Annotated in this window: 24 protein-coding genes and 1 pseudogene; 16 read left to right on the top strand and 9 right to left on the bottom strand. The window is 63.7% G+C overall.

Going from position 1 to position 25,934, the window contains the following annotated elements:
• The first annotated feature begins 134 nt into the window (after positions 1-134).
• The 8 genes from iolC (at position 135) to phnN (ending at position 8,764) form a co-directional block, all read left to right on the top strand.
• Entirely contained in the window at positions 135-2,069 is a 1,935-nt protein-coding gene (gene iolC / locus FJ986_RS27805; protein WP_140662359.1) for a 5-dehydro-2-deoxygluconokinase, read from the top strand.
• 34 nt (positions 2,070-2,103) lie between these two features.
• A complete protein-coding gene (iolD, locus tag FJ986_RS27800; RefSeq protein WP_140671620.1) occupies positions 2,104-3,954 on the top strand; it encodes a 3D-(3,5/4)-trihydroxycyclohexane-1,2-dione acylhydrolase (decyclizing) in 1,851 nt (616 codons plus the stop codon).
• Positions 3,955-4,098: 144 nt separating this feature from the next.
• Positions 4,099-5,016, top strand: a complete 918-nt coding sequence (gene iolE / locus FJ986_RS27795; protein WP_140671618.1) for a myo-inosose-2 dehydratase — start codon at positions 4,099-4,101, stop codon at positions 5,014-5,016.
• 40 nt (positions 5,017-5,056) lie between these two features.
• Positions 5,057-5,275, top strand: coding sequence for a DUF3329 domain-containing protein (locus FJ986_RS27790; protein WP_140491266.1), 219 nt, complete (start codon positions 5,057-5,059; stop codon positions 5,273-5,275).
• A gap of 4 nt (positions 5,276-5,279) precedes the next feature.
• Positions 5,280-6,092 (top strand): 5-deoxy-glucuronate isomerase, encoded by an 813-nt coding sequence (gene iolB / locus FJ986_RS27785; RefSeq protein ID WP_140671616.1) that lies wholly within the window; start codon positions 5,280-5,282, stop codon positions 6,090-6,092.
• 151 nt (positions 6,093-6,243) lie between these two features.
• Complete coding sequence (locus FJ986_RS27780; protein ID WP_140563563.1) at positions 6,244-6,951, top strand: DUF1045 domain-containing protein; 708 nt, start codon at positions 6,244-6,246, stop codon at positions 6,949-6,951.
• A gap of 44 nt (positions 6,952-6,995) precedes the next feature.
• Entirely contained in the window at positions 6,996-8,135 is a 1,140-nt protein-coding gene (locus tag FJ986_RS27775; protein WP_140676501.1) for an alpha-D-ribose 1-methylphosphonate 5-triphosphate diphosphatase, read from the top strand.
• The gene (gene phnN, locus FJ986_RS27770) at positions 8,132-8,764 is read left to right on the top strand and encodes a phosphonate metabolism protein/1,5-bisphosphokinase (PRPP-forming) PhnN (protein ID WP_181167588.1); all 633 of its coding nucleotides are present in this window, start codon (positions 8,132-8,134) and stop codon (positions 8,762-8,764) included. The genes FJ986_RS27775 and phnN overlap by 4 nt, the downstream gene beginning before the upstream one ends.
• A gap of 55 nt (positions 8,765-8,819) precedes the next feature.
• Here phnN and FJ986_RS27765 read toward each other — a convergent pair whose 3' ends face one another.
• The 4 genes from FJ986_RS27765 to FJ986_RS27750 form a co-directional block, all read right to left on the bottom strand.
• Complete coding sequence (locus FJ986_RS27765) at positions 8,820-9,338, bottom strand: DUF2231 domain-containing protein (RefSeq protein ID WP_140517718.1); 519 nt, start codon at positions 9,336-9,338, stop codon at positions 8,820-8,822.
• 231 nt (positions 9,339-9,569) lie between these two features.
• Positions 9,570-10,565, bottom strand: a complete 996-nt coding sequence (locus tag FJ986_RS27760) for an ABC transporter permease (protein ID WP_140491276.1) — start codon at positions 10,563-10,565, stop codon at positions 9,570-9,572.
• Positions 10,566-10,615: 50 nt separating this feature from the next.
• Positions 10,616-12,154 carry a sugar ABC transporter ATP-binding protein gene (locus tag FJ986_RS27755; RefSeq protein WP_140676583.1) on the bottom strand — a complete coding sequence of 513 codons (1,539 nt, stop codon included), beginning with the start codon at positions 12,152-12,154 and terminating at the stop codon, positions 10,616-10,618.
• A 116-nt stretch (positions 12,155-12,270) separates the two neighbouring features.
• A complete protein-coding gene (locus FJ986_RS27750) occupies positions 12,271-13,233 on the bottom strand; it encodes a sugar-binding protein (RefSeq protein ID WP_140676498.1) in 963 nt (320 codons plus the stop codon).
• Between the two features lie 547 nt (positions 13,234-13,780).
• Here FJ986_RS27750 and FJ986_RS27745 point away from each other — a divergent pair.
• From FJ986_RS27745 to FJ986_RS27725, 5 genes are all read left to right on the top strand, one after another.
• Positions 13,781-14,875 (top strand): LacI family DNA-binding transcriptional regulator, encoded by a 1,095-nt coding sequence (locus FJ986_RS27745; RefSeq protein ID WP_181181930.1) that lies wholly within the window; start codon positions 13,781-13,783, stop codon positions 14,873-14,875.
• A gap of 359 nt (positions 14,876-15,234) precedes the next feature.
• Positions 15,235-16,836, top strand: a complete 1,602-nt coding sequence (locus FJ986_RS27740; RefSeq protein ID WP_224681940.1) for a flavin monoamine oxidase family protein — start codon at positions 15,235-15,237, stop codon at positions 16,834-16,836.
• Positions 16,837-16,885: 49 nt separating this feature from the next.
• A complete protein-coding gene (locus tag FJ986_RS27735) occupies positions 16,886-17,299 on the top strand; it encodes a cytochrome c (RefSeq protein ID WP_140561729.1) in 414 nt (137 codons plus the stop codon).
• Between the two features lie 90 nt (positions 17,300-17,389).
• Positions 17,390-17,902 (top strand): RidA family protein, encoded by a 513-nt coding sequence (locus FJ986_RS27730; RefSeq protein ID WP_140517715.1) that lies wholly within the window; start codon positions 17,390-17,392, stop codon positions 17,900-17,902.
• Between the two features lie 289 nt (positions 17,903-18,191).
• Complete coding sequence (locus FJ986_RS27725; protein ID WP_140676496.1) at positions 18,192-18,992, top strand: class I SAM-dependent methyltransferase; 801 nt, start codon at positions 18,192-18,194, stop codon at positions 18,990-18,992.
• 67 nt (positions 18,993-19,059) lie between these two features.
• Here FJ986_RS27725 and FJ986_RS27720 read toward each other — a convergent pair whose 3' ends face one another.
• A complete protein-coding gene (locus FJ986_RS27720; protein ID WP_140676493.1) occupies positions 19,060-20,598 on the bottom strand; it encodes a winged helix-turn-helix domain-containing tetratricopeptide repeat protein in 1,539 nt (512 codons plus the stop codon).
• A 126-nt stretch (positions 20,599-20,724) separates the two neighbouring features.
• On the opposite strand from FJ986_RS27720, the gene FJ986_RS27715 reads away from it, so the two are divergent.
• On the top strand, positions 20,725-21,186 hold the full coding sequence (locus FJ986_RS27715; RefSeq protein ID WP_140676490.1) for a cupin domain-containing protein: 462 nt from the start codon (positions 20,725-20,727) through the stop codon (positions 21,184-21,186).
• A gap of 275 nt (positions 21,187-21,461) precedes the next feature.
• Positions 21,462-22,085 (top strand): HAD family hydrolase, encoded by a 624-nt coding sequence (locus FJ986_RS27710; RefSeq protein ID WP_246681843.1) that lies wholly within the window; start codon positions 21,462-21,464, stop codon positions 22,083-22,085.
• Positions 22,086-22,422: 337 nt separating this feature from the next.
• Here the strand turns inward: FJ986_RS27710 and FJ986_RS27705 are convergent, their stop codons facing one another.
• From FJ986_RS27705 to FJ986_RS31215, 4 genes and pseudogenes are all read right to left on the bottom strand, one after another.
• The gene (locus FJ986_RS27705) at positions 22,423-23,412 is read right to left on the bottom strand and encodes a hypothetical protein (RefSeq protein WP_140676484.1); all 990 of its coding nucleotides are present in this window, start codon (positions 23,410-23,412) and stop codon (positions 22,423-22,425) included.
• Positions 23,412-24,452, bottom strand: coding sequence for a DGQHR domain-containing protein (locus FJ986_RS27700; protein ID WP_140676481.1), 1,041 nt, complete (start codon positions 24,450-24,452; stop codon positions 23,412-23,414). The genes FJ986_RS27705 and FJ986_RS27700 overlap by 1 nt, the downstream gene beginning before the upstream one ends.
• Positions 24,453-24,543: 91 nt before the next feature.
• Positions 24,544-24,678, bottom strand: coding sequence for a hypothetical protein (locus tag FJ986_RS31125; protein WP_281406983.1), 135 nt, complete (start codon positions 24,676-24,678; stop codon positions 24,544-24,546).
• 142 nt (positions 24,679-24,820) lie between these two features.
• Positions 24,821-25,033: pseudogene (locus FJ986_RS31215) on the bottom strand (DUF6538 domain-containing protein); the annotation flags it as partial.
• A 187-nt stretch (positions 25,034-25,220) separates the two neighbouring features.
• On the opposite strand from FJ986_RS31215, the gene FJ986_RS27695 reads away from it, so the two are divergent.
• On the top strand, positions 25,221-25,934 hold a 714-nt coding region (locus FJ986_RS27695; RefSeq protein WP_140676478.1), incomplete at its 3' end, for a helix-turn-helix domain-containing protein.

The following is a 25,934-nucleotide window of genomic DNA, read 5'->3' as shown; positions in this document are numbered from 1 at the left end:
GCAAAAGGCGATTTTAGATCGGGGAATGCTCATTCCATATTGACTATGGATTGGAATTATTATTTCATATTTTTCGGCGCCACGCTGCCGCTCGCGCGTGTACCCCAACATAACAGGCCCGACGGGAGGTTCCAATGAGCGAAGCCGTGGACGCGAAATACGCTGCGCTCGACGTCATCACCATCGGGCGGGCTTCCGTCGACCTCTATGGCCAGCAGATCGGCTCGCGGCTGGAGGACATCACCTCCTTCGCCAAGTCGGTGGGCGGCTGCCCGGCCAACATCTCGGTCGGCACGGCGCGGCTCGGCCTGCGTTCGGCGCTGCTGACGCGGGTCGGTGACGAGCAGATGGGCCGCTTCATCCGTGAACAATTGAAGCGCGAAGGCGTCAACACCGACGGGCTGAAGACCGACAAGGAGCGATTGACCGCGCTGGTGCTGCTTTCGGTCGAGAGCGAAGGCGTTTCGCCGATGATCTTCTACCGCTCCGACTGCGCCGACATGGCGCTGGCCGAGGAGGACATCGACGAGACGTTTATTTCCTCGGCTCGCGCGGTCGTCGTCACCGGCACGCATTTTTCCCGGCCCAACAGCGATGCCGCCCAGCGCAAGGCGATCCGCATCATGAAGGCCAAGGGCGGCAAGGTCGTGTTCGACATCGACTACCGGCCGAACCTCTGGGGCCTGGCCGGCCACGCCGAGGGTTTTGAGCGCTACGTCAAGTCCGACCGCGTCTCGGCGCAGTTGAAGACGGTGCTGCCCGATTGCGACCTCGTCGTGGGCACCGAGGAAGAGATCATGATCGCCTCGGGCGCCGACGACTGCCTGAGCGCCCTGAAGACGATCCGTTCGCTGTCCCCGGCCACCATCGTCTTGAAGCGCGGCGCCATGGGCTGCATCGTCTATGACGGGCCTATCAGCGACGATCTCGAGGACGGCGTGGTCGGCAAGGGTTTTCCGATCGAGATCTACAACGTGCTTGGCGCCGGCGATGCCTTCATGTCGGGCTTCCTACGCGGCTGGCTGGGCGGCGAAAGCCTTGCCACGGCGGCGACCTGGGCCAATGCCTGCGGCGCCTTCGCCGTGTCGCGGCTGTTGTGTGCGCCGGAATATCCGACCTTCGAGGAATTGCAGTTCTTCCTCAAACACGGCAGCAGGCATCTGGCCTTGCGCAAGGACGAGGCGATCAACCACATCCACTGGGCAACGACGCGCCGGCACGACATTCCCTCGCTGATGGCGTTCGCCTGCGATCACCGGGTGCAGCTCGAGGACGTCGCGGCCAAGACCGGCGCCGATGCCTCGCGCATCGAGGATTTCAAGGTGCTGACGGTGAAGGCGGCGGCCAAGGTCGCCGCCGGACGCGACGGCTACGGCATGCTGCTTGACGAGCGACATGGCCGCGAGGCGATGTTCGAATTCGCCAGGCATTCCTTTGCCTGGCTCGGGCGGCCGGTGGAGTTGCCGGGCTCGCGGCCGCTGCGTTTCGAATTCTCGCAGGATATCGGCTCGCAGCTCACCGAATGGCCGGTCGAACACTGCATCAAATGCCTGTGCTTCTATCATCCCGACGATCCGCCGGGCTTGAAGGAGGAACAGCAGCAGAAATTACGCACTCTGTTCGAGGCCGCGCGGAAAGTGGGCAGGGAGCTTCTCATCGAGATCATCGCCGGCAAGCACGGCAAGCTCGACGACACGACCATCCCGCGTGCGCTTGAGGAACTCTATGCGCTCGGCATCAAGCCGGATTGGTGGAAGCTCGAACCGCAGGCATCCGCAGGCGCGTGGACGAAGATCGAGGCCGTGATCCTGAAGAACGACCCCTGGTGCCGCGGCGTCGTGCTGCTCGGCCTGGAGGCGCCGCAGGACGAGTTGGAGGCCGCCTTCGCAGCGACGGCCAAGGCGCCTATCGTGAAGGGTTTCGCGGTCGGCCGCACCATCTTCATCAACGCCGCCGAACAATGGCTTTCCGGCAGGATGTCGGACGACGAAGCGGTTGCCGACATGGCATCGCGCTTCGAGCAGCTGACCGAGGCATGGCTTGCCGCGCGCGGCCGTAAAGCAGCATAAGAAGGCACGGGCACTGGGACTGCGGAGGAAACCAATGAGCAAGACAATCCGCCTGACGATGGCGCAGGCGCTGACCCGTTTCCTGAGCAAACAGAAGACCGAGATCGACGGCGCAAGGGTACCGATCTTCGGCGGCGTCTGGGCCATCTTCGGCCACGGCAATGTTGCCGGCATCGGCGAGGCGCTCTACCAAGTGCGCGACGAACTGCCGACCTTCCGCGCCCACAATGAACAGGCGATGGCGCATGCGGCGATCGCCTATGGCAAGGCCAATTTCCGTCGCCGCTTCATGGCCGCCACCTCTTCGATCGGACCCGGCGCGCTCAACATGGTGACGGCGGCGGCACTTGCGCATGTAAACAGGTTGCCTGTCCTGTTTCTGCCGGGCGACGTCTTCGCCAACCGCATTCCTGACCCGGTGCTGCAGCAGGCCGAGGATTTTTCCGACGGCACGGCGACGGTCAATGACTGTTTTCGTCCGGTGTCGCGCTATTTCGACCGTATCACGCGGCCGGAGCAGATCATCCCGGCGCTTAACCGCGCCATGGCCGTGCTGACCGATCCGGCCGAATGCGGGCCGGTGACCTTGTCGCTCTGCCAGGACGTGCAGGCCGAGGCCTATGACTATCCCGAGAGCTTCTTTGCCGAACGGGTCTGGCGCCAGCGCCGGCCGCGCCCGGATCGGGCTGAATTGGCGGCTGCGGTTGCAGCGCTGAAGAGCGCAAGCAAGCCGCTGGTGATCGCCGGCGGCGGCGTGCTCTATTCTCGGGCCTCGGACGAACTGGCGAAATTCGTTGAAGGCGCCGGCATTCCGGTCTGCGAAACGCAGGGCGGCAAATCCTCGCTGCCGGACGATCATCCGCTCAACATGGCGGCGATCGGCGTCACCGGCACGCCGGCCGCCAACCGGCTGGCGGAAGAGGCCGATGTCGTGCTCGCCATCGGCACGCGCCTGCAGGATTTCACCACCGGCTCCTGGGCGCTGTTCAAGAATTCGGGCAAGACCATCATCGGCTTGAATGTGCAGCCTTTCGATGCCGGCAAGCATCGGGCATCGCCGCTGGTCGCCGACGCGGCCGAAGGCTTGGCCGAACTCGGTGCCGCGCTGAAGGGTTGGAAGGCGCCATCCGCCTGGACCGACAATGCGGCAGCCGGCAAGAAGGAATGGCAGGCCGAAGCCGCCAAGGTGACGGCGTCGACCAATGCCGCCTACCCTTCCGACGCGCAGGTGATCGGCGCCGTGCAACGCGCCATGGGCTCCGGCGTGACGCTGCTCAACGCCGCCGGCGGGCTGCCGGGCGAATTGCACAAGCTTTGGCAGGCCGGCGCGCCCGGCTCGTATCATGCCGAATACGGCTTCTCGACCATGGGTTACGAGATTGCCGGCGGGCTCGGCACCAAGATGGCCAAGCCCGGGGAAGAGGTCGTCGTCATGATCGGCGACGGCTCTTATCTGATGCTCAATTCCGAGATCGCCACCTCGGTGATGCTCGGCCTGAAGCTAACCATCGTGCTGCTCGACAACAGGGGTTTTGGCTGCATCAACCGGCTGCAGATGGCGACCGGCGGCGCCAACTTCAACAATCTCCTGAAGGACGCGCGCCACGAGGTGCTGCCCGACGTCGACTTTGCCGCGCACGCCGCGAGCATGGGGGCGATCGCCGAGAAGGTCTCGTCGATCGCAGGGCTGGAGACGGCGCTGGCTCAGGCGAAAGGCAACGACCGCACCACGGTGCTGGTCATCGACACCGATCCGCTGGTCTCCACCGATGCCGGCGGCCACTGGTGGGACGTGGCGGTGCCGGAAGTCTCCGAGCGCAGCCAAGTGAACGCGGCGCGCAAGGTCTATGACGAGAAGCGGCGGATGCAGAGCGTCGGCGATTGATCTCGGCGCTGCCCACCCCCTACCTCTCCTTGTGGGGAGGTCGGACCGAAGGTCCGGGTAGGGTCTGGCGCCGCACCCCCACCCCGCTGCTTCGCAGCGACCCTCCCCACAAGGGGGAGGGTGAACAAGAACCGGAGTGACGACTTGAAAGCCAAACTGGGCATGTCCCCCATCGCGTGGTGGAACGACGATCTTGCGGAACTCAGCGACGACGTGTCGTTGGAGGAGTGCCTACGCCAGTCGCGTTCGGCCGGCTTCACCGGCATGGAGATGGGACGGCGCTTTCCCAAGGACCCCAAGGTGATGCTGCCGATCCTGAAGGCGGCTGACGTCACGCTGTGCGGCGGCTGGTTCTCGGGCACGCTGGTCGACGAGGAGATGAGCAAGAACAAGGATCGCATCCAGCCGATGATCGACCTGTTCAAGGCGGTCAACGCGCCTTGCATCGTCTATGGCGAGGTTGGCCGTTCGATCCAGGGCGACCGCTCGAAGCCGCTCGCCACCAAGCCGAAACTCTCGAGCGACGAGATGAAGGCCTATGCCAGGCGCCTGACCGAATTCGGCGAATGGTGCGCCGAGCAAGGCATGCCGCTTTCCTATCATCATCACATGGCGGCGGTGGTCGAGACCGAGCCGGAGCTCGACGCCTTCATGCGCCATTCCGGAGCGGGCATTCCGCTGCTGCTCGATGCGGGCCATCTGGCCTTTGCCGGCGGCGATGTGCTGCGCGCCATCGACAATCACCACAAGCGCATCAGCCATGTGCATGTGAAGGATGTGCGCATGGGCGTGATCGAGAAGCTCGACCGCACGAAGCAGTCCTTCCTCGACGCGGTGGCGCTTGGCGCCTTCACCGTGCCGGGCGACGGCTCGCTGGATTTCGGCGCCATCGTGCAGCGTTTCGCCGACCACGGCTATGAAGGCTGGTTCGTGGTCGAGGCCGAACAGGACCCGAAGAAGAACCCGCCGCTCAAGATGGCGCAGGTGGGCCACAAGGAGTTGATGCGGGTGATGACGGCGGCCGGCTATACGGTCGAGACGCAGGGCTTCCCCGATGTCTGATCGGGTTCTCGCCAGGCCGGGCTTGCTGTAGGTTGCCGCGATGAAAGATTCCGAGCACCCCTTCTTCCGGCCATTGTGGCGGCGTGTCGCCGTCGTCGCGGTGTGCGTCATCTGGTCGATCATCGAATTCGCGAGCGGCACGCCGTTCTGGGGCGTGATCGCGCTGGGCTTCGCCGGCTATGGCGTCTGGCAGTTTTTTTATCTCTACAAGCCGGCCGACGAGAACAAGGCGCCCGCCGAAGTCGAACCGAAGGAGTAACCGGATGTCGAAGCTGCTGGTCAAAGCCGACAAGGGCCATGGCCGTGTCGCGCACGTCACGCCGCAAAGCGCCGGCTGGACCTATGTCGGGTTCGACCTGCATCGGCTGAAACCGGGCGAAACGGCTTCGGGAACAACGGACGATCGCGAAGTCTGCCTGGTGTTCGTCACCGGCAAGGGCACGGTCGCGGCCGGCGGCAAGGATCTCGGCCTGCTCGGCCAGCGCATGTCGCCCTTCGAAGGCAAACCATGGTCGGTCTATGTGCCGCAGGGATCGGACTGGTCGGTGACGGCTGATAGCGGACTGGAACTGGCGGTCTGCTCGGCGCCGGGATTGAGCGGCGGCCTGCCGGTTCGCGTCATCGGGCCTGACGACCTCGGCCAGGAGGTGCGCGGCAAGGGCACCAATACGCGCTACGTCACCAACATCCTGCCCGAGGGCAAGCCGGCCGATTCGCTGCTGGTGGTCGAGGTCATCACGCCCGGCGGCCATACGTCGAGCTATCCGCCGCACAAGCACGACCAGGACAATCTCCCTAACGAATCCTATCTCGAGGAAACCTATTATCACCGCCTCAACCCGCCGCAGGGCTTTGCTTTCCAGCGGGTCTATACCGACGCCGACAAGGACGGCTCCCGCGCGCTGGACGAGGCGATGGCGATCGAGGACGGCGACGTCGTGCTGGTGCCCAAGGGCTATCACCCCTGCGCGGCTTGCCATGGCTACGACCTCTACTATCTCAACGTCATGGCCGGCCCGAAGCGGACGTGGAAATTCCACAATGCGCCCGAGCACGAATGGCTGATGAAGGCCTGACCGTTGCGCGTTCACGGCTGAACCTGTTGGTCCAGATCAGAAAAATCGTCGGCTAAGGACCGGCGGGGTCGATTTGCCTTCGAAAACCCTTCAAAGCTTCGTCAATCCGTCATGGAAATCACCTATGGCAACGGGCTGACGAGGATTTTCGATGCGCTACGCCATCTACTTCACCCCCCAACAGGACGAAAAATTGGCGCGGATCGCCGCCAACTGGCTGGGCCGTGACCCGTTCGGCGCCGCGACGCGACCGGTGGAGGCGGTGGGCGATTTGTCGGCGGCGGAAGTCGCCTTCCACACCGCATCGGCACGGCGCTATGGTTTTCACGCAACGCTGAAAGCCCCTTTCCGGTTAGCGGCCAACGAAACCGAAGCCTCGTTGCGCGCAGCGCTCGACGCCTTTGCCCAGGCGACGCCCGTTGTGATGATCCCGCGTCTCGTCGTCAGCCAGATCGACGGTTTCTTCGCACTGGTGCCGGAGGCGCCATTGCCTCCGCTCAATCGCTTCGCCGATGATGTGGTGCGCGATTTCGACCGCTTTCGCGCGCCGTTGACGGAGGCCGAGATCGAGCGGCGCAGCCCGGACTCGCTGAAGCCGGGCGAATTCCGCAATCTCTGCCAATGGGGCTATCCTTACGTCTTCGAGAGCTTCCGCTTTCACATGACGCTGTCCGGCAGGGCCGGGCCACAGGAAAGCCCTCGTCTTCGCCTGGCAATCGAGGGCCTGTTCACCGAGGTGCTGCGCCAGCCGGTTCCGGTGGACGCGCTGACGTTGTTCATCGAGCCCGAACCCGGCGCCCCGTTCATGGTGCTTTCCCAGCACGCGCTCGGGCGCCGTCCGGCCAGAAAAACCGCCTGAAGCAACAAGCCGCAAAGGCGAGAAAAAACCAAGGACTGCCTAAGATGACCGCCGACACCATTCTGAGCAACGCCCGCATCGTTCTTGCCGACGAGATCATCGACGGTTCGCTCGTGATGCGTGACGGTCTGATCGCCGACATATCCGCCGGCGTCGTGCGAGCCGGCGAGGACATGGCTGGCGACTTCATCATTCCGGGACTGGTCGAGCTGCACACCGATCACCTGGAAGGCCACTATGCGCCGCGGCCCAAGGTGCGTTGGAACCCGATCGCCGCCGTGCTCGCCCATGACGCGCAGGTGGCGACGGCAGGCATCACCACCGTGCTCGACGCCTTGCGTGTCGGCATGGACGAGGATGCCGATCTCAACGCCGCCGACATCCGCAAGCTCGCCGATGCGATCGAGGACAGCGTGCGGATGGATCGATTGCGGGCCGATCATTTCATCCATCTACGCTGCGAGGTCTCGGCGCCGGATTGCCTCAGGGCCTTCGCCAATTTCGAGACGGACGAACGGGTGAAGCTCGCCTCGCTGATGGACCATGCGCCAGGCCAGCGCCAGTTCGTCAACCTCGAAACCTACGCCTACTACTATCAGCGCAAGCTGAAGCTGACCGATCACGATTTCCAGAAATTCTGCGAGAAGCGGATGGGCGAATCGGCCCGGAATTCGGCCCCGAACCGCGTCTTCATCGCCGCCGCCTGCCACGAGCGCGGCATCGTGCTTGCGAGCCATGACGATGCGACGACGGGCCATGTCGACGAAGCCATCGAGCAAGGCGTGCGCGTTGCCGAATTCCCGACCACCGAGGAGGCCGCCAGAGCTTCGAAGGATGCCGGGCTCGGCGTGCTGATGGGCGCGCCCAATGTCATGCGCGGCGCCTCGCATTCGGGCAATGTCTCGGCGCGCACGCTGGCCAGCGACGGCCTGCTCGACATATTGTCGTCCGACTACATCCCCTTCAGCCTGATCCAGTCCGCCTTCTTTCTCGGCGACGTCGTCGATAGCATTTCCCTGCCGCAGGCGGTGGCAATGGTGTCCAAGAACCCGGCCGAGGCCGTCGGTCTTTCCGATCGCGGTGTCATCGAAGAGGGCCGCCGGGCCGACCTGGTGCGCGTGCGCCTCGACGACCACGTTCCGGTGGTGCGCACGGTCTGGCGGCAAGGGCGGCGGGTCGCATGATGGTCTCGGCGTTGATCGAGCGTGAACTGTCGGCCGAGGCGTTTCCGATACGCGACGGCGTCTTTGTTGCCGTGGTGGGCCCGAGCGGCGCCGGCAAGGATACGATCATCGGCCATGCCAAGGCGCTCTTCGCCGACGAGACGCGGCTGGAATTCGTGCGCCGCGTCATCACCAGACCGAGCGACACGGCAAGCGAGGATCACGACACGCTGGCCGATGCCGCCTTCATCGAGGCCGAAGCCGACGGCGCCTTCGCCGTTTCCTGGGAAGCGCACGGCCTGCGCTACGGCCTGCCGGCCGAGGTCGATTGGGCAGTGGCCAACGGCCATGTCGCTGTCGCCAACGTATCGCGCGCGATCATTCCTGCCTTGCGGGAGCGCTATGCCAATCTGGCCGTCGTCGAGATCACCGCTTCGCCCGATGTGCTGGCCGGGCGGCTGGCGATGCGTGGCCGCGAGTCGCGCGGGGAGGTTCTGGCACGCCTGGCGCGCAGCGCCCCTGTGACGCTCTCCGGACCCGGCGTCACCTCGATCGACAATAGCGGTTCGCGCGAAGCGGCAGGCGAGCGCTTTGCCGAGGTGCTGCGCAAGGCGATGGCGTTCTCCGACATGTCGGGGCTGATCGACTAAAGGTGTTGATGGTCAGGTGGCGCTCGCCTGACCTGAACATCGAAACACCTTCCTTTTATGCCGCGTGCCGGTCGTGATCGGCACGACGCGTGCTGGCCGACGGCGTTGCCGAAGGTTGTGTCGGCGCGTCCAGAACCGCGACGTGATGACGGTACACCATTTCCCAGCCTTTCCAGCCGGTAAACAGCAGGATGCAGACAACGATCAATGAAAGCAGCACTCCCCATGGGCGAACTGCCGCTTCGGCGCCTTGGCTGTAGCGAAGATAGAAATTGATCAGCGCCAGAACGACGGCGGTCAAATTGCCGACCATGTGATACCAGGCGTCCGTCAGAGCGCGGATGCGCGGCTCGCTCAGGAAATCGATAAAGCCGGCAATCGCCGCCAGGAGAGCCATGACGATGGCTGCTCCAATCAGCCACATCGACGCGCGTGCCCAAAAGACGTCGGCAGTGCCCCAGAACATCAGATCGGTGAGAAACGCGCCGACAAGGAACGCGACAGGAAAGGGAATGAGCATCGGATGGATGGGATGACCTCCCACCTTGGCGGTGCTTAGCGGATTCGCAGCCATGACCATGCCTCCGAATAGAAAAGCTTTGAACAACGCCCAGATAAGGGTTTCGTTCCAATCCGGATGGAAGCTCGCAAGACCGTTTTCGCGATGCCGCCCCCCTTTTGCACTCAAGTCACTTGGGGCCGCACAGATACGGCCGACAACAGATCGAGCGGAATTGCGGGGCGGGCGAGATAGAGCGGCGTTATCTTTCGACGGCCACGGCGGACGGCGGCTTTTTGCCCCTGACTATTCCGCCGCTGCCCCGGCGATGCTCTTGCGGCTGGCGTCGACCATGCGCCGCCGCGCGCGGAACACGCCCCACTGCTGGTCGATCAGCACGCCGATGAGGATGACGCCGCCCATCACCGCGAAGTTGAGCGAGGACGGGATGCCGAGCAGATTGACGAGGTTCTGCAGCTCCTGCAGCAGCACGGTGCCGAGGATGACGCCGATCAGCGAGCCCTCGCCGCCGCGCAGCGAGAAGCCGCCGAGCACGGCCGCGGCAATGGCGTAAAGCTCGTAGAACTGGCCGTGGCTGGCCGGCGAGATGGATCGCGTGTACATGGCGAAATAGATCGCCGACAGCGCCGTCAGTACCCCGCAGATGACGTAGGCGGCCATGACGACACGCCCGGTGCGGATGCCGGAATATTTCGCCGCTTCCTCGTTCTTGCCGATGGCGTAGAGATAGCGGCCGAACACCGAGCGGTGCAGCACCACCCACATGACGATGGCGATGACCATCAGCGCGAAGAAGGAGTTCGGCACGCCCCAGGAGCGGCCGGCGGTCAAGAATTCGAGCTCCGGGAAATTCTGGCCGAAGGCGAAGCCGGCGGTGCCGTCGGCGGTGTAGAAGCGGGCGACGCCGCGATAGATCAAAAGGCCGCACAAGGTCACCACGAAGGGCTGCAATTTGAGCCGCGTGATCAGCCAGCCATGCGCCAGGCCGATGATGGCACCGAGCACCAGGATGAGCACGAAGGCCAGCGGCCATTCCATGCCGCGCACGGCGATGAAGTCGATGAAAAGCGTTCCCAGCAGCGCCACCAGCGAGCCGACCGACAATTCGATGCCGCCGGTGATGATGACGAAGGCCTGGCCGATCGACAGGATGCCGAACAGTCCGATCAGGTTCGAGGTGTTGGCGAGATTGATTGGCAGCAGGAAGCGCGGATTGATGATGGCGACGATGGCGCCGACCACCAGGATCAGGATCAGCAGGCCGAGATCTTTCTTGCTCATCATCTTCTCCCCAATGCCGGCCCGAGCGCTTCCGCGGCGCGGCGGCAGAATTATTTCGGCTGCTTGCCTACCGCCAGCAGCAGCACGTTTTCCTGGCTGAACTGGTCCTTGTCCAGAATGCCCGAGATCTGGCCCTCATGCATGACGGCGATGCGGTCGGACACGCCGATCACCTCCTCCATGTCGCTGGAGATCATCAGCACGGCGACGCCGGCGTCGGCCAGCGCACGCATCAGCCCGTAGATCTCCGCCTTGGCGCCGATGTCGATGCCGCGCGTCGGCTCATCGAGGATCATCACCTTGGGGTTCATCGCCAGCCATTTGGCCAGCACGACCTTCTGCTGGTTGCCGCCCGACAGCGTGCCGGTGCGCGTCTGCACCGAGGGCGCCTTGATGCCGAGATCTTTTTTCTGCTTCTCGGCGGTTGCCGTTTCGGCGCTGGTCGACACCAAGGAGCGCTTGGCATGCGCCGGCAGGTTGGGCAGCGAAATGTTCTGGGCGATCGAAAGGTCGAGCAGGATGCCGGTCAGCTTGCGGTCCTCCGGCACTAGGAAGATGCCGTGCGCGACGGCATCGGCCGCCGAGCCCAGGGAGAGCGGCTTGCCGGCGAGCTCGAGCGTGCCGCCGAGGCTGCTTTCGATGCCGAAGAACACCCGCGCCAGCTCGGTTCGGCCGGAACCGACAAGGCCGGCAAGGCCGAGGATTTCACCGCGCCTGACGTCGAGATCTACCGGGCGGCCGGGATAGGTCGGGGTGCGGATGGCCTTGGCCGACAGGGCGACGGCGCCGGGGGCGCGGGCCGCCTCGGAAGCCTTCTCGCGCTCCTTCAGCATGCGGCCGATCATCAGCTTGACCATCTGGTCGTGGTTGATGTCGCGCTTGGGCAAGGTGCCGGCCAGCATGCCGTCGCGCAGCACGATGACGCGGTCGGCGACGCGCTCGACCTCGTGCAGGCGATGCGAAATGAAGATGACGCTGATGCCGTCCGCCTTCAGCGCCCTGATGACGTCGAGCAATTTGTCGGTCTCGGCGATCGGCAGGCTCGACGTCGGTTCGTCGAGGATGACCAGCCTTGCCTTGATCGACAGCGCCTTGGCGATCTCGACCATCTGCTGCTGCGCGAGCGACAGTTCGGCGACAGGCGTGTCGGCGGAGAAATTGGCTCCGACGCGCTTTAGGAGCGGCGCCACCATGGCGCGCAGCCTGGCGCGGTCGACGAGCCTGAGCGGCCCGGCGCGAAGCGGTTCGCGGCCGAAGAAGATGTTGGCAGCGACGTCGAGATTCTCGAACAGGTTGAGTTCCTGATGGACGAAGGCGATGCCGGAGCCCAGGCTGCCCTCGACGCTCAGGCCGTCATGGGCGGTGCCGTCGACGGTGACGGTGCCGCTGTCCGGCCGCGTCACGCCGCCGAGGATCTTCATCAAGGTGGATTTGCCGGCGCCGTTCTCGCCGACGAGGCCGATGACCTCGCCCGGCCTGACCTCCATCGAGAAGCCATCGAGCGCGACGACGCCCGGATAGGTCTTGCGCACGTTCTCGAGGCTGAGGAACGGGGTGGTCGCGGCGATGGATGTGTCGGAATAATTCATCATGCCTGACAGCGTTGGCGGGCCGACCTCTTGGCAGACTGACTGGCCTCGAAGGGTTCGTCAATGCGAGAGCAGCCGGCTCAAGCGACGTTGAGCCGGCTGAACTGCCTTCGGTCTTAGTTTCCAGCCATCGCCTTCAGATTGGCGGCGTAGGCGTCGACGTCATCCTTGCCGATGATCTTGGTCGGGATGATGATGAGGCCGTCGGCCGGGATGCCCGACTTGTCGCCCTTGAGATAGGATGCCATCAGCTTCATGCCCTGATAGGCCCACTCGAAGGGCTGCTGCACGACGGTGGCGGCAATTGTGCCTTCCTTGACGCCGCCCAGGGTGATCGGATCGTCATCGAAGCCGACGACGGTGATCGAGCCGAGCTTGCCGGCATCGCGCAGCGCTTCATAGATGCGCGGCGTGTTGTAGGAGTAGAAGCCGACCATGCAGGTGACGTCGGGGCTGGCGACCAGCGCGTCCTCGACATTCTTCTTGGCGCGGGCCTGGTCGATGTCGTCGCCGCGCACGTCGACGAGCTCGATCTTGGTGCCGGCGAGGCCATCCTTCATGCCCTGGATGCGCTCCTTGGCATTGTCGGCGCCGAGCAGGCCGACGAAGCCGAGGCACTTGCCGCCGTCCGGCATCGCCTTCTTGGCGATTTCGGCCGCCTGCTTGCCGGCATCGACATTGGACGAGCCGATATAGGCGACGCGCTTGGTCTGCGGAGCGTCGCTGTCGGTGGTGAACAGCGCCGTTTCCGAGGCGATCTTGTTCAGCCCGTCGGTAGAGGTCTTGGGATCGACGGCCGAAACCATGATGCCCTTGACGCCGGCGGTGACCAGATCGTCCATCAGCCGCTGCTGGATGGCGACCGAGGACTGCTCGGGATATTTCAGCTCGAGATTGTAGTCGGGCAGTTCGCCCTGCGCCTTCTTGACGCCGGCTTCGGCCGCCTTCCAGAAGTCGGAAGCGCCGTTGACCACGAAGGCCAGCGTCGGCTTGTCGTCGGCGCGCGCGATCGTGCCCGCCGTCAGGCCAAGCAGCAGCGCCGCGGTGGCCACGGATGCATTGCGTATCAAGGATTTCATGTTCAACCTCCCGTTTTGGCCGGTCGTCGGACCGGCCGATCCTGCACTTGTCTGATTTGCCGTTCGCGGCTTGGACGCCCTCCTCCTCAAGGGTTCCCGGCACTGAAGATGGCGTCGTTCCAGCCACGGCGACGGACTTTAGAGACTCATCCCCCGTTCGTAAATAGTCCGATTTGTCTGACATATCACATGTCCGCGACAAGGCTTCGCGGGGTACTATCCGCTTGCCATCGGGCCATTCGCATGCACCGCGCCCCAGGGAAAACGGACGCGACGGACCGACGTTACAGCGCATTTTCGTATTAGTAAACGGTATTAGTTGCGTTCGATGGACGCGCCGGCGGTGACGCCGTTGGCTTTGCCGAGAACGCAAGGGTTTGGCGCAAAAGGGATAATCGGCTCATATGCTGTGATTTTAAGCTGCCCGAGCCCCTTAGCCAGTAGACCGGTCGCCTGCTAATAGATATAAGTCAGCCGATATTTCTATAAACCGGCGCGGCCTTGATGGTCGCCGGGCAGGCCGGACAGGCCGGGGAACACGAACAGCATGAGCGAGACCACCGATATCCCGACGGCAAGGCGCCGCAAGGCGCCGGTGAAGCCCAAGGGCCGGGTCACCATGACCGACATTGCGCGCGCCGCCGGCTGCTCGCAGGCGACTGTTTCCTTCGTGCTCAACAATTCGCCTGGCATAAAACTGTCGCGGCAGACGCGCGAGCGGGTGATCGAGGCGGCGCGCGCGCTGGGCTACAGTGCGCCGGCCTTTTCGGCGCTGAAGGCGCCGGCCACCGCCTTCGACGGGCTGGACGGGGTGATCGGCTTCGCCGTCGACCAGCTCGCCACCAGCCCGGAAGCCGTCGTCGCCATCGAGGGCGCGCGCCAGGCCTCGTGGAACGCCGGCAACGTGCTTCTGGTGGCGCAGACCATGGGCGACGCCGTGATGGAGCCGCGCGCCATAGAGGCGCTGACCAGGCGGGGCATTTCGGCGCTGATCTACATGACCATCTTCACCCGCGAGATCACGGCGCCCGACTTCCTCTACAGCCTCGACATCCCGGTGATCCTGCTCAACTGCTACACGTCGGATTACGCCTTCCCCGCCGTGGTGCCCTCCGAGATCGCCGGCGGCCAGAACTCCACCCGGCACCTGATCAGCCATGGCCACCGCCGCATCGCCACCATCACCGGCGAGCCCTGGATGCAGGCGGCACAGGACCGCCTGAAGGGCTACCGCCGCGCGCTTGCCACCGCCGACATCCCCTTCGATCCCGAACTGGTGGTCGAGGGCGACTGGTCGGCAAGTGCCGGCTATGCCGCGACCGTCAAGCTCCTGGCGCTGAAGGACCGCCCGACCGCCATCTTCTGCCAGAACGACCGCACCGCGATCGGCTGCTACGAAGCGCTGAAGGAAGCCGGCCTGCACATCCCGCAGGACATCTCCGTGGTCGGCTACGACGACGAGGAAATCGCCCGGCATCTGTTCCCGCCGCTGACCACCTCGATCCTGCCGCATATGGCGATGGGCCAATGGGCGATCGAACAGCTCGAAGCGCCGGCGACGGTGGGACGGGGGCGCTATCCCATCACCAAGCTGGAATGTCCGCTGGTGGAGAGGGAGAGCGTACGGGCCGTGGCAGGCTGACCGACCGGCCGACAAGGCAAGCATTCGGGCGATGAAAACCGGCGCCGCGAGCGGCGGCAGGCCACGGACTTTCCCGTCGGACTTTTCCGCTGTCGGGCCAGCCAGGCGTGCCCTTTCAATTGGCACAGCAAGTGGTCTGGCCGCCGGCCCCGAGGCCGCGAAGGCGTGAAAAATGCCGGCCAGCGACGCCGCGAGAGCCCTATTGCGCCAAGATTCGAGGACATTTGTTCCAAGCGCGGCGTGTTGGTTGAACAGATTGGGTTGCAGGCATAGCCTTGCGTCGTCCACCGGGGCTCGCCTCGAGCTTGCGGGGGCAACAGGCGGCGGATCGCGGCGTGCCGCTGATCGAGGAGACGAACATGCAGCTCGAACAATCCCTTGCCGGCATGCGCCGGCGCGACCTTCTCAAAATGATCGGCATTACGGCGGGCAGCGCCGCAATGTACCAGGCCATGACCAGCATGGGGCTGGCGGCAGAGTCCGATTACAAGGGACCGATCAAGCTCGAAGGCGACCCGAAGGGCGCTTCGGTGCTCGTCCTGGGCGCCGGCCTGGCCGGCATGCTGGCGGCCCTGGAACTGCGCCAGGCCGGCTACAAGGTGAAGATCCTCGAATACAATGCCCGCGCCGGCGGCCGCAACTGGACGATACGCGGCGGCGACACCGTTACCGAACTTGGCGGCTACACGCAGAAATGCGAGTTCGACGAGGGGCTCTACCTCAATCCCGGCCCCTGGCGCATCCCTTACCATCACAACGGGCTGTTGGCCTACTGCCGGAGGCTCGGGGTGACGCTGGAGCCGTTCCAGCAGACCAATCACAACGCCCTGCTGCACTCGACCGAGGCCTTCGGCGGCAAGCCCAAGCGCGTGCGCGAGATCGAGACCGACTTCAAGGGCCACACGTCGGAGTTGCTGGCCAAGGTGGCCAAGAAGGGCCAGTTGGAAGGGCTCGTCTCCAAGGAGGACCAGGAGGTGCTGCTCGAGGCGCTGCAGTCCTGGGGCGCGCTGGACAAGGACTACAGCTACAAATCCAGCCTCGCGACCGCCGAATTCCGCGGCTACGAGAAGGAGCCGGGCGGCGGCATCGGCGCCGAGCCGGTGGCGGGTCAGATCATCGGCGCGTCCGACGTGCTGAATTCGCGCCTGTGGGGCAGCCTCGCCAACTTCTCGCTCTACGAATTCCAGACCACCATGTTCCAGCCGGTCGGCGGCATGGGCAGGATCGGCGAAGCCTTCGCCAAGCAGGTCGGCGACCTCATCACCTACAATGCCAAGGTCACCAAGATCGCCCAGAACGACAAGGGCGTGACGGTGACCTATGAGGACGCGAAAAACCCCGGAACCGCCCAGGAAGCCAGCGCCGACTGGTGCGTGTGCACCATTCCGCTCACCATCCTCAGCCAGATCGAAATCCAGGTCGGCGGCGCCATGCAGGCGGCGATCGGGGCGGTGCCCTATGCGTCCTCGGTCAAGGTCGGCCTGCAGATGAAGCGCCGTTTCTGGGAGGAGGACGAATCGATCTTCGGCGGCGTCAGCTACACCAACTTGCCCATTTCGCAGATCTCCTACCCCAGCACCGGCTTCAACGCCGGCGGCAAGGGCGTGCTGCTCGGCTGCTACACATGGAACGGACCGAACTCCTACGAATTCACCGCCATGACCCCGCAGGAGCGCGTGCAGAAGGCGGTGGAATACGGCGCGCAGCTCCACCCGCAATACAAGCAGGAATTCGAGACCGGCGTTTCCTGGGCATGGCACCGCTCGCCCTTCACGCTTGGCTGCGCGGGCGACTGGACCGAGGAGGCACGCAAGGAGCATTACGACAATCTGTGCCAGATCGACGGCCGCATCGTGCTGGCCGGCGAGCATGCCTCCTACATTCCCGCCTGGCAGGAGGGCGCGATCCTGTCCTCGCTCAACGCCATCACCCGCCTGCACCAGCGCGTCATGCAGGGATGAGGCCATGCCGATTCCTTCGTTCACCCCGTATCCCGCGAGGCATCCCATCATGAGCAGCTCCTTCAAAAGACCCTGCGGTCTCATCGCCGCCATGGCCGTCGCCATGGCGTTCACGGCCCCCGGCGCGTTCGCCGATTCGGCCGGCGTCACGTTCAGCCAGGGCGATAATTTCACCGAAAAGGACGGCGCGGCGCTCTATGCCAATGTCTGCGCCGCCTGCCACCTGGACAAGGGGCAAGGCGCGGTCGGCGCCGGCCACTATCCGGCGCTGGCCAAGAACAAGAACCTGGAGACCGGCGGCTATCCGGTAAGCCTCGTCCTGCACGGGCAAAACGGCATGCCGCCGGTGGGGCAGATGATGAGCGACGACCAGGTCGCGGCCGTGGTCAACTATGTCAGGACGCATTTCGGCAACGACTACAAGGATGCCGTGACGGCGCAGGACGTGAAGGATGTCCGCTGATTGGCGGATGTCGCCCGCACATGCGGCAACGCACACCGCGCGGCGGGCATTCCGGCGCTCGCCGCCCTCTCGAACAGAAGGAAACGGGTCATGAAACCATCGATCGGGAAATCATGGATTGGGGCCGCCGTGCTGGCGGCGGGAATGCTGGCGGCCGGCGCGGCCGTGGCCGACGACGTCGTTCGCCACAAGATTCCGAATTCGGATTTTCCGATCCTGCGCGCCGTCGAGGTGCCGGCCGGCAAGACCACGGTCTATCTCAGCGGCGCCGTGCCGTCGGTCATCGACGAGAAGGCGGACAAGGCGACGGTCGCCGCCTATGGCGACACCGAGGCCCAGACCGGCTCGGTGCTGAAGTCGATCGACAAGACGCTGGCCGATCTCGGCCTGAAGATGGGCGACGTCGTCAAGATGCAGGTCTTCCTGGTCGGCGATCCCGCCAAGGGCGGCAAGATGGATTTTGCCGGTTTCATGAAAGGCTATACGAAGTTTTTCGGCACAAAGGACCAGCCGAACCTGCCGACGCGTTCGGTGGTGCAGGTCGCGGGCCTCGCCGGCCCCGGCTTCCTGGTCGAAATCGAAGTGACCGCCGTGCGGCCCTGAAGCCGGGGCGTTCGGCCAGCCCGTTGCGCCAGGATGCCGAACGGGCTGGCGAGGCGCGGATCTGGCGGGCCGGGAACCGGCGCGGTCGAAGCGGCCTCGCTCGCCCAGGCACCCACCGAAAGGCGGAGCCGGGCGATGTTGACCCGCCAGTGAGGGCTAAACCGCGCGGAGCCCACGCCCATGCACTAGCCATTCGTCGAAGGCAGGTTGCGGGATCGCGGACGGAAAACCGCCTCACGCTTTTCCCGGAATTGCCCTAGCCTCGCCTCTTCAGCGCAGGGAGAGCGAGATGACCTCAAGTTTCACCGTTCATGACGCCAGCGGATATGAGCAGCTCATGGGCCGCTGGAGCCGCAAGCTCGCGCCCAAATTCATCGACTTCGCCGGGCTTGCCCGCGGCGAAAAGATCCTCGACGTCGGCTGCGGCACCGGCAGCCTGACATTCGAGCTGGCCAAATCCGCCGACCTCGCGGCGATCGCGGCAATCGACTTTTCGCCCGTCTTCGTCGAGGCGGCGAAGCGGCGCAACACCGACCCGCGCATCGAAATCCAGCAAGCCGACGCCACCGCCTTGCCGTTCGCCGACGACAATTTCGACCGCGCGCTGGCGCTGCTCGTGCTCCACTTCGTGCCGGAGGCCGGCAAGGCGGTGGGCGAGATGCGCCGCGTGGTGCGGCCGGGCGGCGTGGTCGCGGCCGTGGTGTGGGACCATCTCGGCGGCATGCCCGGCATGCGCATGATGATCGACACGGTGGCCGCGCTCAGCGAAGGCGGACGCCAGATGCGCAGCCGCTATTGCTTCCAGCCGATGATGCAGCCGGGCGAAATGAAGCGGACTTTTGTCGAGCAGGACCTGGCCGATGTGACCGAAACCGAGCTGATGATCCGCATGGACTACCGGGACTTCGACGACTATTGGGCGCCGATAGCGGCCGGCGAAGGTCCGCTCGGCAAATACATGATGACGCTCGATCCAGCCGAGCGGACGCGCAGCGAGGCCGCCGTCCGCGATGCCTACGAGGCCGGCCGGCCGGATGGGCCGCGGTCGTTCGCGAATGTTGCCTGGGCCTGCAGGGGCGTGGTGCGGTAGGGGGCGCCGAAGAACCTCCCATCCGCCATCTTCCGCCCAGGCCGGTCTCCATGAAGACGCACCGGCACTATTGCGGCAGACCGGCGGCCTGCAGCGCCTCGCCGAGGCATTGCGCCAGCGCCGGGGCGCAGTGCACGGCCGCGAACTGCCGGCCGTAGCGAAACGTCGGATGCAGCTCACGCACCCGCGCGGCCGCCGCCGCCGCCTCGTCCAGCCGGCCGAGCTTGGCCAAAGCGGCGGCCAGTTGCACATAGGTGATGCTGTGGGCGGGATTGGCCTGAACGGACCTGTATGCGGCGCGGCAGGCCTCGTCATAGCGGCCGCGCAGCAGATGACTCATCGCCTGTGCGTCGAAGGCGGCGAAAGCCCATGGGTCGAAGGGGCTGAGCCGCATCCCGCGCTCGCTCCACGCGATGGCCTGCTCCGCTTCGCCGCTCCAGCCGAGAATGACGCTGCCCAGAATGTAGGTCAGGGCGGATGACGGGCTGACGGCGAGCGCGGCTTCCAGGGCGGTGAAGGCGGCCTTGCGGTCATGTCCATCCATGCCGATCGAAAACCCGGCAAGGGTAAGCGCCGAGGCGTCGTCCTGCCCGTGCAGGATGGCCAGGCGGGCGTGGCGTACCGAAGCCTCGCGATCGGCTTCCTGCAAGCCGGCGCGAAGGAACAGGCAATGGTGGCACATGGCGGCGTTGCCATGGGCAAGCGCATAGGTCGGCTCGAGTTCGATGGCGCGTTCGAGCAGCACAAGCGCCTGCGTCACCCGTTCGGGCATGCCGGAATCCACGTCCGGCTGGGCCCGCAGCACGAGATCGTAGGCATCGAGACTGTCGGGGCGCTTGCGCCTCACCCTCTCGATCTCGACGCGCCGCAGGCTCGGCGCGATCGCGCCGACGGCCGCGAGCGCGATCTCATCCTGCAGCGCGAAGATATCGGCGGAGGCGCGGTCGAAGCGCTCGGCCCATATGTGGGCGCCGGTCGAGGTGTCGGTCATCTGGCCGGTCACGCGCACGCTGCCGCCGGCCCTGCGCACGCTGCCTTCGAGCACATAATGGACGCCGAGTTCGCGGCCGACCTGCTTCACGTCCACGGCGCGCCCCTTATAGGTGAAGGAGGAGTTGCGGGCGATGACGAACAGCCAGTTGATGCGCGCCAGGCCGGTGATGATGTCGTCGACGATGCCGTCGGCGAAATAGTCCTGCTCCGGATCACCGCTGAGGTTCGAGAACGGCAGAACCGCGATCGAAGGCTTGCCGGGCCAGGTGAGCGTTGCCGCCTCGGGGCCCAGACCACCGATCGCGACCTCGGGCCCGACATAGCGGTAGCCGTGCCGCGGCAGCGTCTCGATCCAGCTTCCGCCGCCGGCCGTGCTCTCCAGCATGCGCCTGGCCGCCGCGATCTGCACCGTCAGATTGCTGTCCTCGATCGCTTGCCCCGGCCATGCGGCGTCGATCAGCGCCTGTTTGGGAACCGGCTTGCCCGTGCGTTCGACAAGCAGCGCCAGCAGCGCGACGGCCCGTTGGCCGAGCGGCGTCGGCTGGTCGCCGTGGAACAGGATCCCGGCTTCGCCGTCGATGCGAAAGGGACCAAAGGCGAGGCTCGTTGCCATTCCCGAAGGAGATACCGTTTGCAATCTTTTCGCAATGATTTCGCAACGGCTTCACGACTGGCCGGCCGGGTAGAGGCATCCTGTGCCGGTGGCTGCGGGAAAAGCAGCGAACCGATGGAGGATCAAATGAGCGCCGCCGCTGTCATCCGGATGCCCGACGAGACCAAGGGGGTCATGCTGCGTGGCCAGCCGATGGTGTTTCTCGTCACCGGTGGGGATACCAGACACACGAGCATGTTCGACTGGACCATACCGGCCGGCTTCGCCACCGGCCTGCATGTCCATCGCGTGCAGGAAGAAACCTTCTATGTGCTTGACGGCGAATGCGTCTGGCACGTCGGCGCGCAGGTGATCCGGGCGACGCCTGGCACCTTCCTGTTCATTCCGCCTGGCGTGCAGCACAACATCACCAATGTCGGCGAAAGACCGGCCCGCGTGCTGATGACCGTCTCGCCGCCCGGGCATGAGCACTATTTCGAAGAGCTTGCCAGGCTCGCCGCAAAGGGCTCCCCGGATCCGAAGGCGCTCGCCGAACTGCGGAACCGCTACGACACCGACCAGCTCTCCACCCTGACGGCAAGTGCGTAGGTGTGGTTGGTGTATAGGCGTGATCGGCATGCTTCCGGCGCAACGGCGGCCTTCGGTGCCTCGGATGCCTAGACACAGCAAAGATCATCGCTGCGGCCGAGAGCCGGCCGCCCGACCCGGAGACCCCTGCATCTGGATAAAAGCGGGTAGTGGTCTAATCTCCCTCGCGCTTCCGACGTCTTTCACAGGAGATTCCCGAATGGCACTTAGCGGACCGCCCGACCTGGCTTACTTTCGACTGCTACGGAACGCTGATCCAGTGGGATGAAGGGCTGATGGCCGCGATGGAGACGATCCTGTCGCGCAAGGGCCGCAGGATCGAGGCCGGGACATTCATCCCGGTCTACGACCGGCACGAACACCAGCTCGAGCATACCAAGCCGCACCTCTCCTTCGCCGAGGTGACGGCCAAGGCGCTGCATCTGGCGATGCGGGATTTTTCGCTGGAGGCGGAAGCCGGCGACGCCGAACTGCTGACATCCTCGATCGGCCGCATGCCGCCCTTCCCGGAGGTCGTCGCGACGCTGCAAAAGCTGAAGCAAGCCGGCTTCAAGCTGGCGATCGTCTCCAACACCGACGACGCCATCATCGCCGGCAACGTCGCGCAGCTTGGCGGCGCCATCGACCAGGTCATCACGGCGCAACAGGCGCAGGCCTACAAACCATCGCGGCAGATCTTCGAACACGCCTGGCGCAGCCTTGGCGTGACCAGGGACGAGCTGGTCCACATCTGCGCCAGCCCGCACCTCGACCTGACCGCAGCCCGCGACCTGCACTTCCGCGCGGTGTGGGTCGACCGCGGGACGGGACGAAGGCCGCCGGCGGACTATGAGCCGGACGCGGTGGCGCACGGGCTGGATGAGGTGCCTGGGTTTTTTGAGGCGGCTGGGTGGGTTTGATATCGGAGCGATGGGCGCGCAGCCTCGAACCACTCCAAAGCCCTTTCGGGCCAAAGCGTCACCCATGTCTCCGGTATAAACCGTAACGCCCGAAACCCCACAAAGTGATTGAACCAACAGGATTTTTTGACCAGCCAACTAGGCGTTGTGTACCACGGTCACAGCCAGTGGGGAAGGCATGGCAGAATTCGTCATATCCCATCGGCCGGCGAGCCGCCGTCGATGAAAATTTGAGGCACACCTTTGAGAGGTCCCGTGACAAGAGGGATCGCCCGTGATTTTCCCCCCCCCCCGGCCATCCATCTGGGGCCCCAAAAGGAAACTAATGAGCGTTTCACTACGCGGCCAGTTGTTCACTGAGCCTTAGAACGGACAAAGGTCCTAGGGACGCGAAAGACCGAGCAGGCTTTGGAGATCGGTCTCTCATCCTCGTCAGAAGCGTTCGACACAACGCTACCACGAATGCGCAGGCGACGACGAACTCACCGATCTGCCCTCCGGCCCCCGTGCCTACATCGATTTCCATAGGATCGCGCTTCCATTGTGCGCCTAGACGCGACAGAGTTTCGCGATGATGTTTCTTGATGTCGACAGGCAACCAAGCGCCGTAGCCGTTACGGTATTGGACTTCATTTCTGACAGCGCTGAGCCAGCTTCCAGATGTCAACCCGCCCGACGTAATCGACTTCTGAAAGCTGTCGAGTTTTACATATACCGATTGGGCTTCGATCTGGCTTAGCGGACCATGAAGGACGCGGGCAGCTAAATCTTTCATAAGCTCAGAAAACGCCTTCCAGAAAGTCTCGTGAGTTCCGCCGTTATTGAGTTGAATGGCTTTCATGTTGATCGCCGTCGAGGCGTTGAAGGCCGCGCACTGGTATAGCCCTGAGTTAAATTGGAAGGTTGGTCTTTTGCCGTAAGCGAGGCCTAGGTTTATGATGAACGCAACGTGGTTTCTGTCAAAGTGCGAGCAACTCGTGCCAAAGATGCGCATCAGCGAATGCCCGGCGTAGAATGAGGCGTAATAGGAGCGGATTAGACCCCACGCGACCTCTTCGCTTGACGCTATCAAATCTGGCAGCGAGCGCATTGATTGAAAGGCCGAAGCCGCCAATCGCGAGCAATCGTAGGCGTAGCTGTTCAGGACGGGCTTCGTATCTCGAAAGTCGGCCAAAACCGCCTGAGCCGCATTGTCAAAATCGAGATCAAATCCAATTTTTCGTTGCTTGCCAACAAGGTCCGCAAGCGGGGTCGGGTCAGGCCGCCCTTCTACATTGATGAGGCCCGGAACAAAAAAGGGTTGAAGCGCGTCCGCCGCCAGCGACATTAGAGAACGGCTTTTCCCAGCGAGAAGCCCGAACTGAGTGCCTTGCGGAATGTTTCATGAAGTGCCTTGTGGCTGGCTCCCGGTTTCTGAAAGTCAGCCTTCTTCGTGTTTCTGAACAGCGGCGCAAGGACTTTCTCGAAGTTCGCGATAGTATATTCTCCCTCAAATCTATCCGCGACCCGCTGCGCTACGTTAGGAAAAGTTAGCATGAGGGCTTTTATCAGCGTTGGATTGGTAATCCTGTCCGCCGCCCCGTGACCCCGTAAACCAGCTAGGCAGGCGTGAAGATAGGCGCTCAAAACAACATAAACAGATTGGGCGTCACTGTCGGAGAAAGTCGACCAAATTGGCTTCAACGCCTGATTAAAAGTTACACGGGATATCTTCCCGGCCGACTTTTCTGAGGGACTGAGGAGGGCAAACAGCGGACTATTTCCATCTGTATTGAAGGCGTCGAACACGTCTGTAAGTAGCGCCTCAATGTCATTTTCTGTCTCCGCCAGCCGCTTAATGTCAAGTATCAACTCGGGAGGTACGGGACGCTGTTTTGTGTTGATGTCCATAAAGAGCCGAGCTTCTTCAGCGCGGGTAAGTTTGTTGTAGATAACTACGGGGACGCGAAGCGTCTCTTTGGCCATTTTGAAGCCAAAAACTCGATGTTGCCCGTCGATTATCAGAAAGGAGCGCGGCGTTTTCTTGAAGCGGATTGTTCGCGCTTTCCGCACATATTCCAATTCAGCTTCTGGCTGCGCTGATAAGACGATTGAGCCCGGTATGGTTCCTAGCCCCTTGTCGATGTACTCCGCAATGTCCTGAGCACGGCGTCTGTCCAGAACGCGCTGGAAACCACTCAGCGGGTTCTCGTCGCGCGGATCGACCACGCAAGTTTCCGCTAACATTTGGCTTGGCATAGCCAGGGTGTAGAACCTGTGTGATCCTTGCGAAAGCAGCACTGCGGTGTAGCTGACAAGCCCATTGTCGCCTTCCTCTGCGGGTTCACTTTGGGTCTCCTCCGCCTCGTCCGCAGGTCTTTTCGCCATTTCCTGTCCCCCAAAGCAACGACTTCTCCGGCGTAGCATACTGGCGGGGCTTTTCGGAAACCAGCACATACTTGCTGCACAAGTGGCATCTTCACAAATCGGCGTCGGCGTTCTTCACCCAGCCGAGGATGGGCTCGATATAGACACCGCCCGCCAATTCGAGTGGCTCGGTGATCGGAGGCGGCTCCAGCCAGTAGTTCCTCGCGATTGAGCATGCATACCACATTTGCTTTCTCTGCTGGCAACAACGCCGAACGAGGAACATAGTTGTCCGCCTCAATCTGTTCGGCTGAAGGGATGCCGTGATGGCCTGCCCCTTCGTCCAGCGCCCCGCCATTCATGAGGCGCAAGGCCAAGGCTAGGAGGTCAGTGACCCGCACCGCCTCCCTCAGGTCGAGCCGCTTGGCCAGCTTGTAGTCTACCGTCTTGAGGGAAACCGTAAGCTCCCGCTTGAAGAGGCCGGTGGTGGGGTTGACCAGTTCGGCCAGTCTGGGGCGGAGATGAGAGGGCACGGGCTTTGCGGCAAGCTCTGAAGGGAGCCGCTTGCGAAACTCGTAGATGCCTGAAGACCGCCGTTGCATGTAGCTCAAAGCCGCCATGATGAACCGCCCAAGTGGGATCCCTGTGTGTACAAGGCGGCTTTGTCTAAGGTCCTGAAACCTTATACCTTTTGAGTTTTCAATGCGCTAGGGTGAGCGACCCGAGACATAGGTGAGGTTTTGTACCGGACACATGGGTAACACTTTTGGCTTTTGGCCGGAGGTGTTGATGCCGTGGAGAGAGTGTTCGGTGATGGAGGAACGTCTACGCTTCGTGGCCCGTCTTCTGGACGGGGAAGGCATGAGCGATGTGTGCCGGGAGTTCGGCATCTCGCGCAAGACGGGCTACAAGATCTTCAATCGCTACAAGGATGAGGGCCTTGAGGCCCTGACGGACCGCTCTCGGCGGCCGGTGCGCTATGCCAACCAACTGCCGGTCCAGATCGAGCGGATGATTGTGGAAAACAGGCAAGAGAAGCCGCACTGGGGCGCCAGGAAGATCAGGGAGTTGCTGATCAGGAAACTGGCCGGCGACGTGCGCATTCCGGCCAAGAGCACGGTTCATGCCGTGCTCGACCGCCACGGCCTTGTGAGCCAGGCCCGCAAGAGGAACCGGGCGAACAAGGCCGCGGGCACGCAACTGTCACAGGCGATGCAGCCCAACGATCTCTGGTGCGCCGATTTCAAGGGCGAGTTCAAGCTCGGCAACGGCCGCTACTGTTACCCCCTGACCGTCACCGACCAGGCTTCACGCTATCTGCTGGCCTGCGAAGCCCTTGAAGCGACAAAGGAGGTTCCCGTCATCGAGGCTTTCGTCCGGCTCTTCAAGGAACGTGGCCTGCCGGAAGCGATTAGAAGCGACAATGGCCTTCCCTTCGCAAGCCCCAACGGCCTCTACAATCTATCGAGGCTGTCGGTGTTCTGGCTGAGGCTCGGCATCGCC

Origin of the sequence: Mesorhizobium sp. B1-1-1, from assembly GCF_006442955.1 — a bacterium.
In the GTDB taxonomy this organism is placed as follows: Bacteria; Pseudomonadota; Alphaproteobacteria; order Rhizobiales; family Rhizobiaceae; genus Mesorhizobium.
The sequence above is the reverse complement of the archived record's forward strand: the minus strand, read 5'-3'. Positions and strand labels throughout refer to the sequence as shown.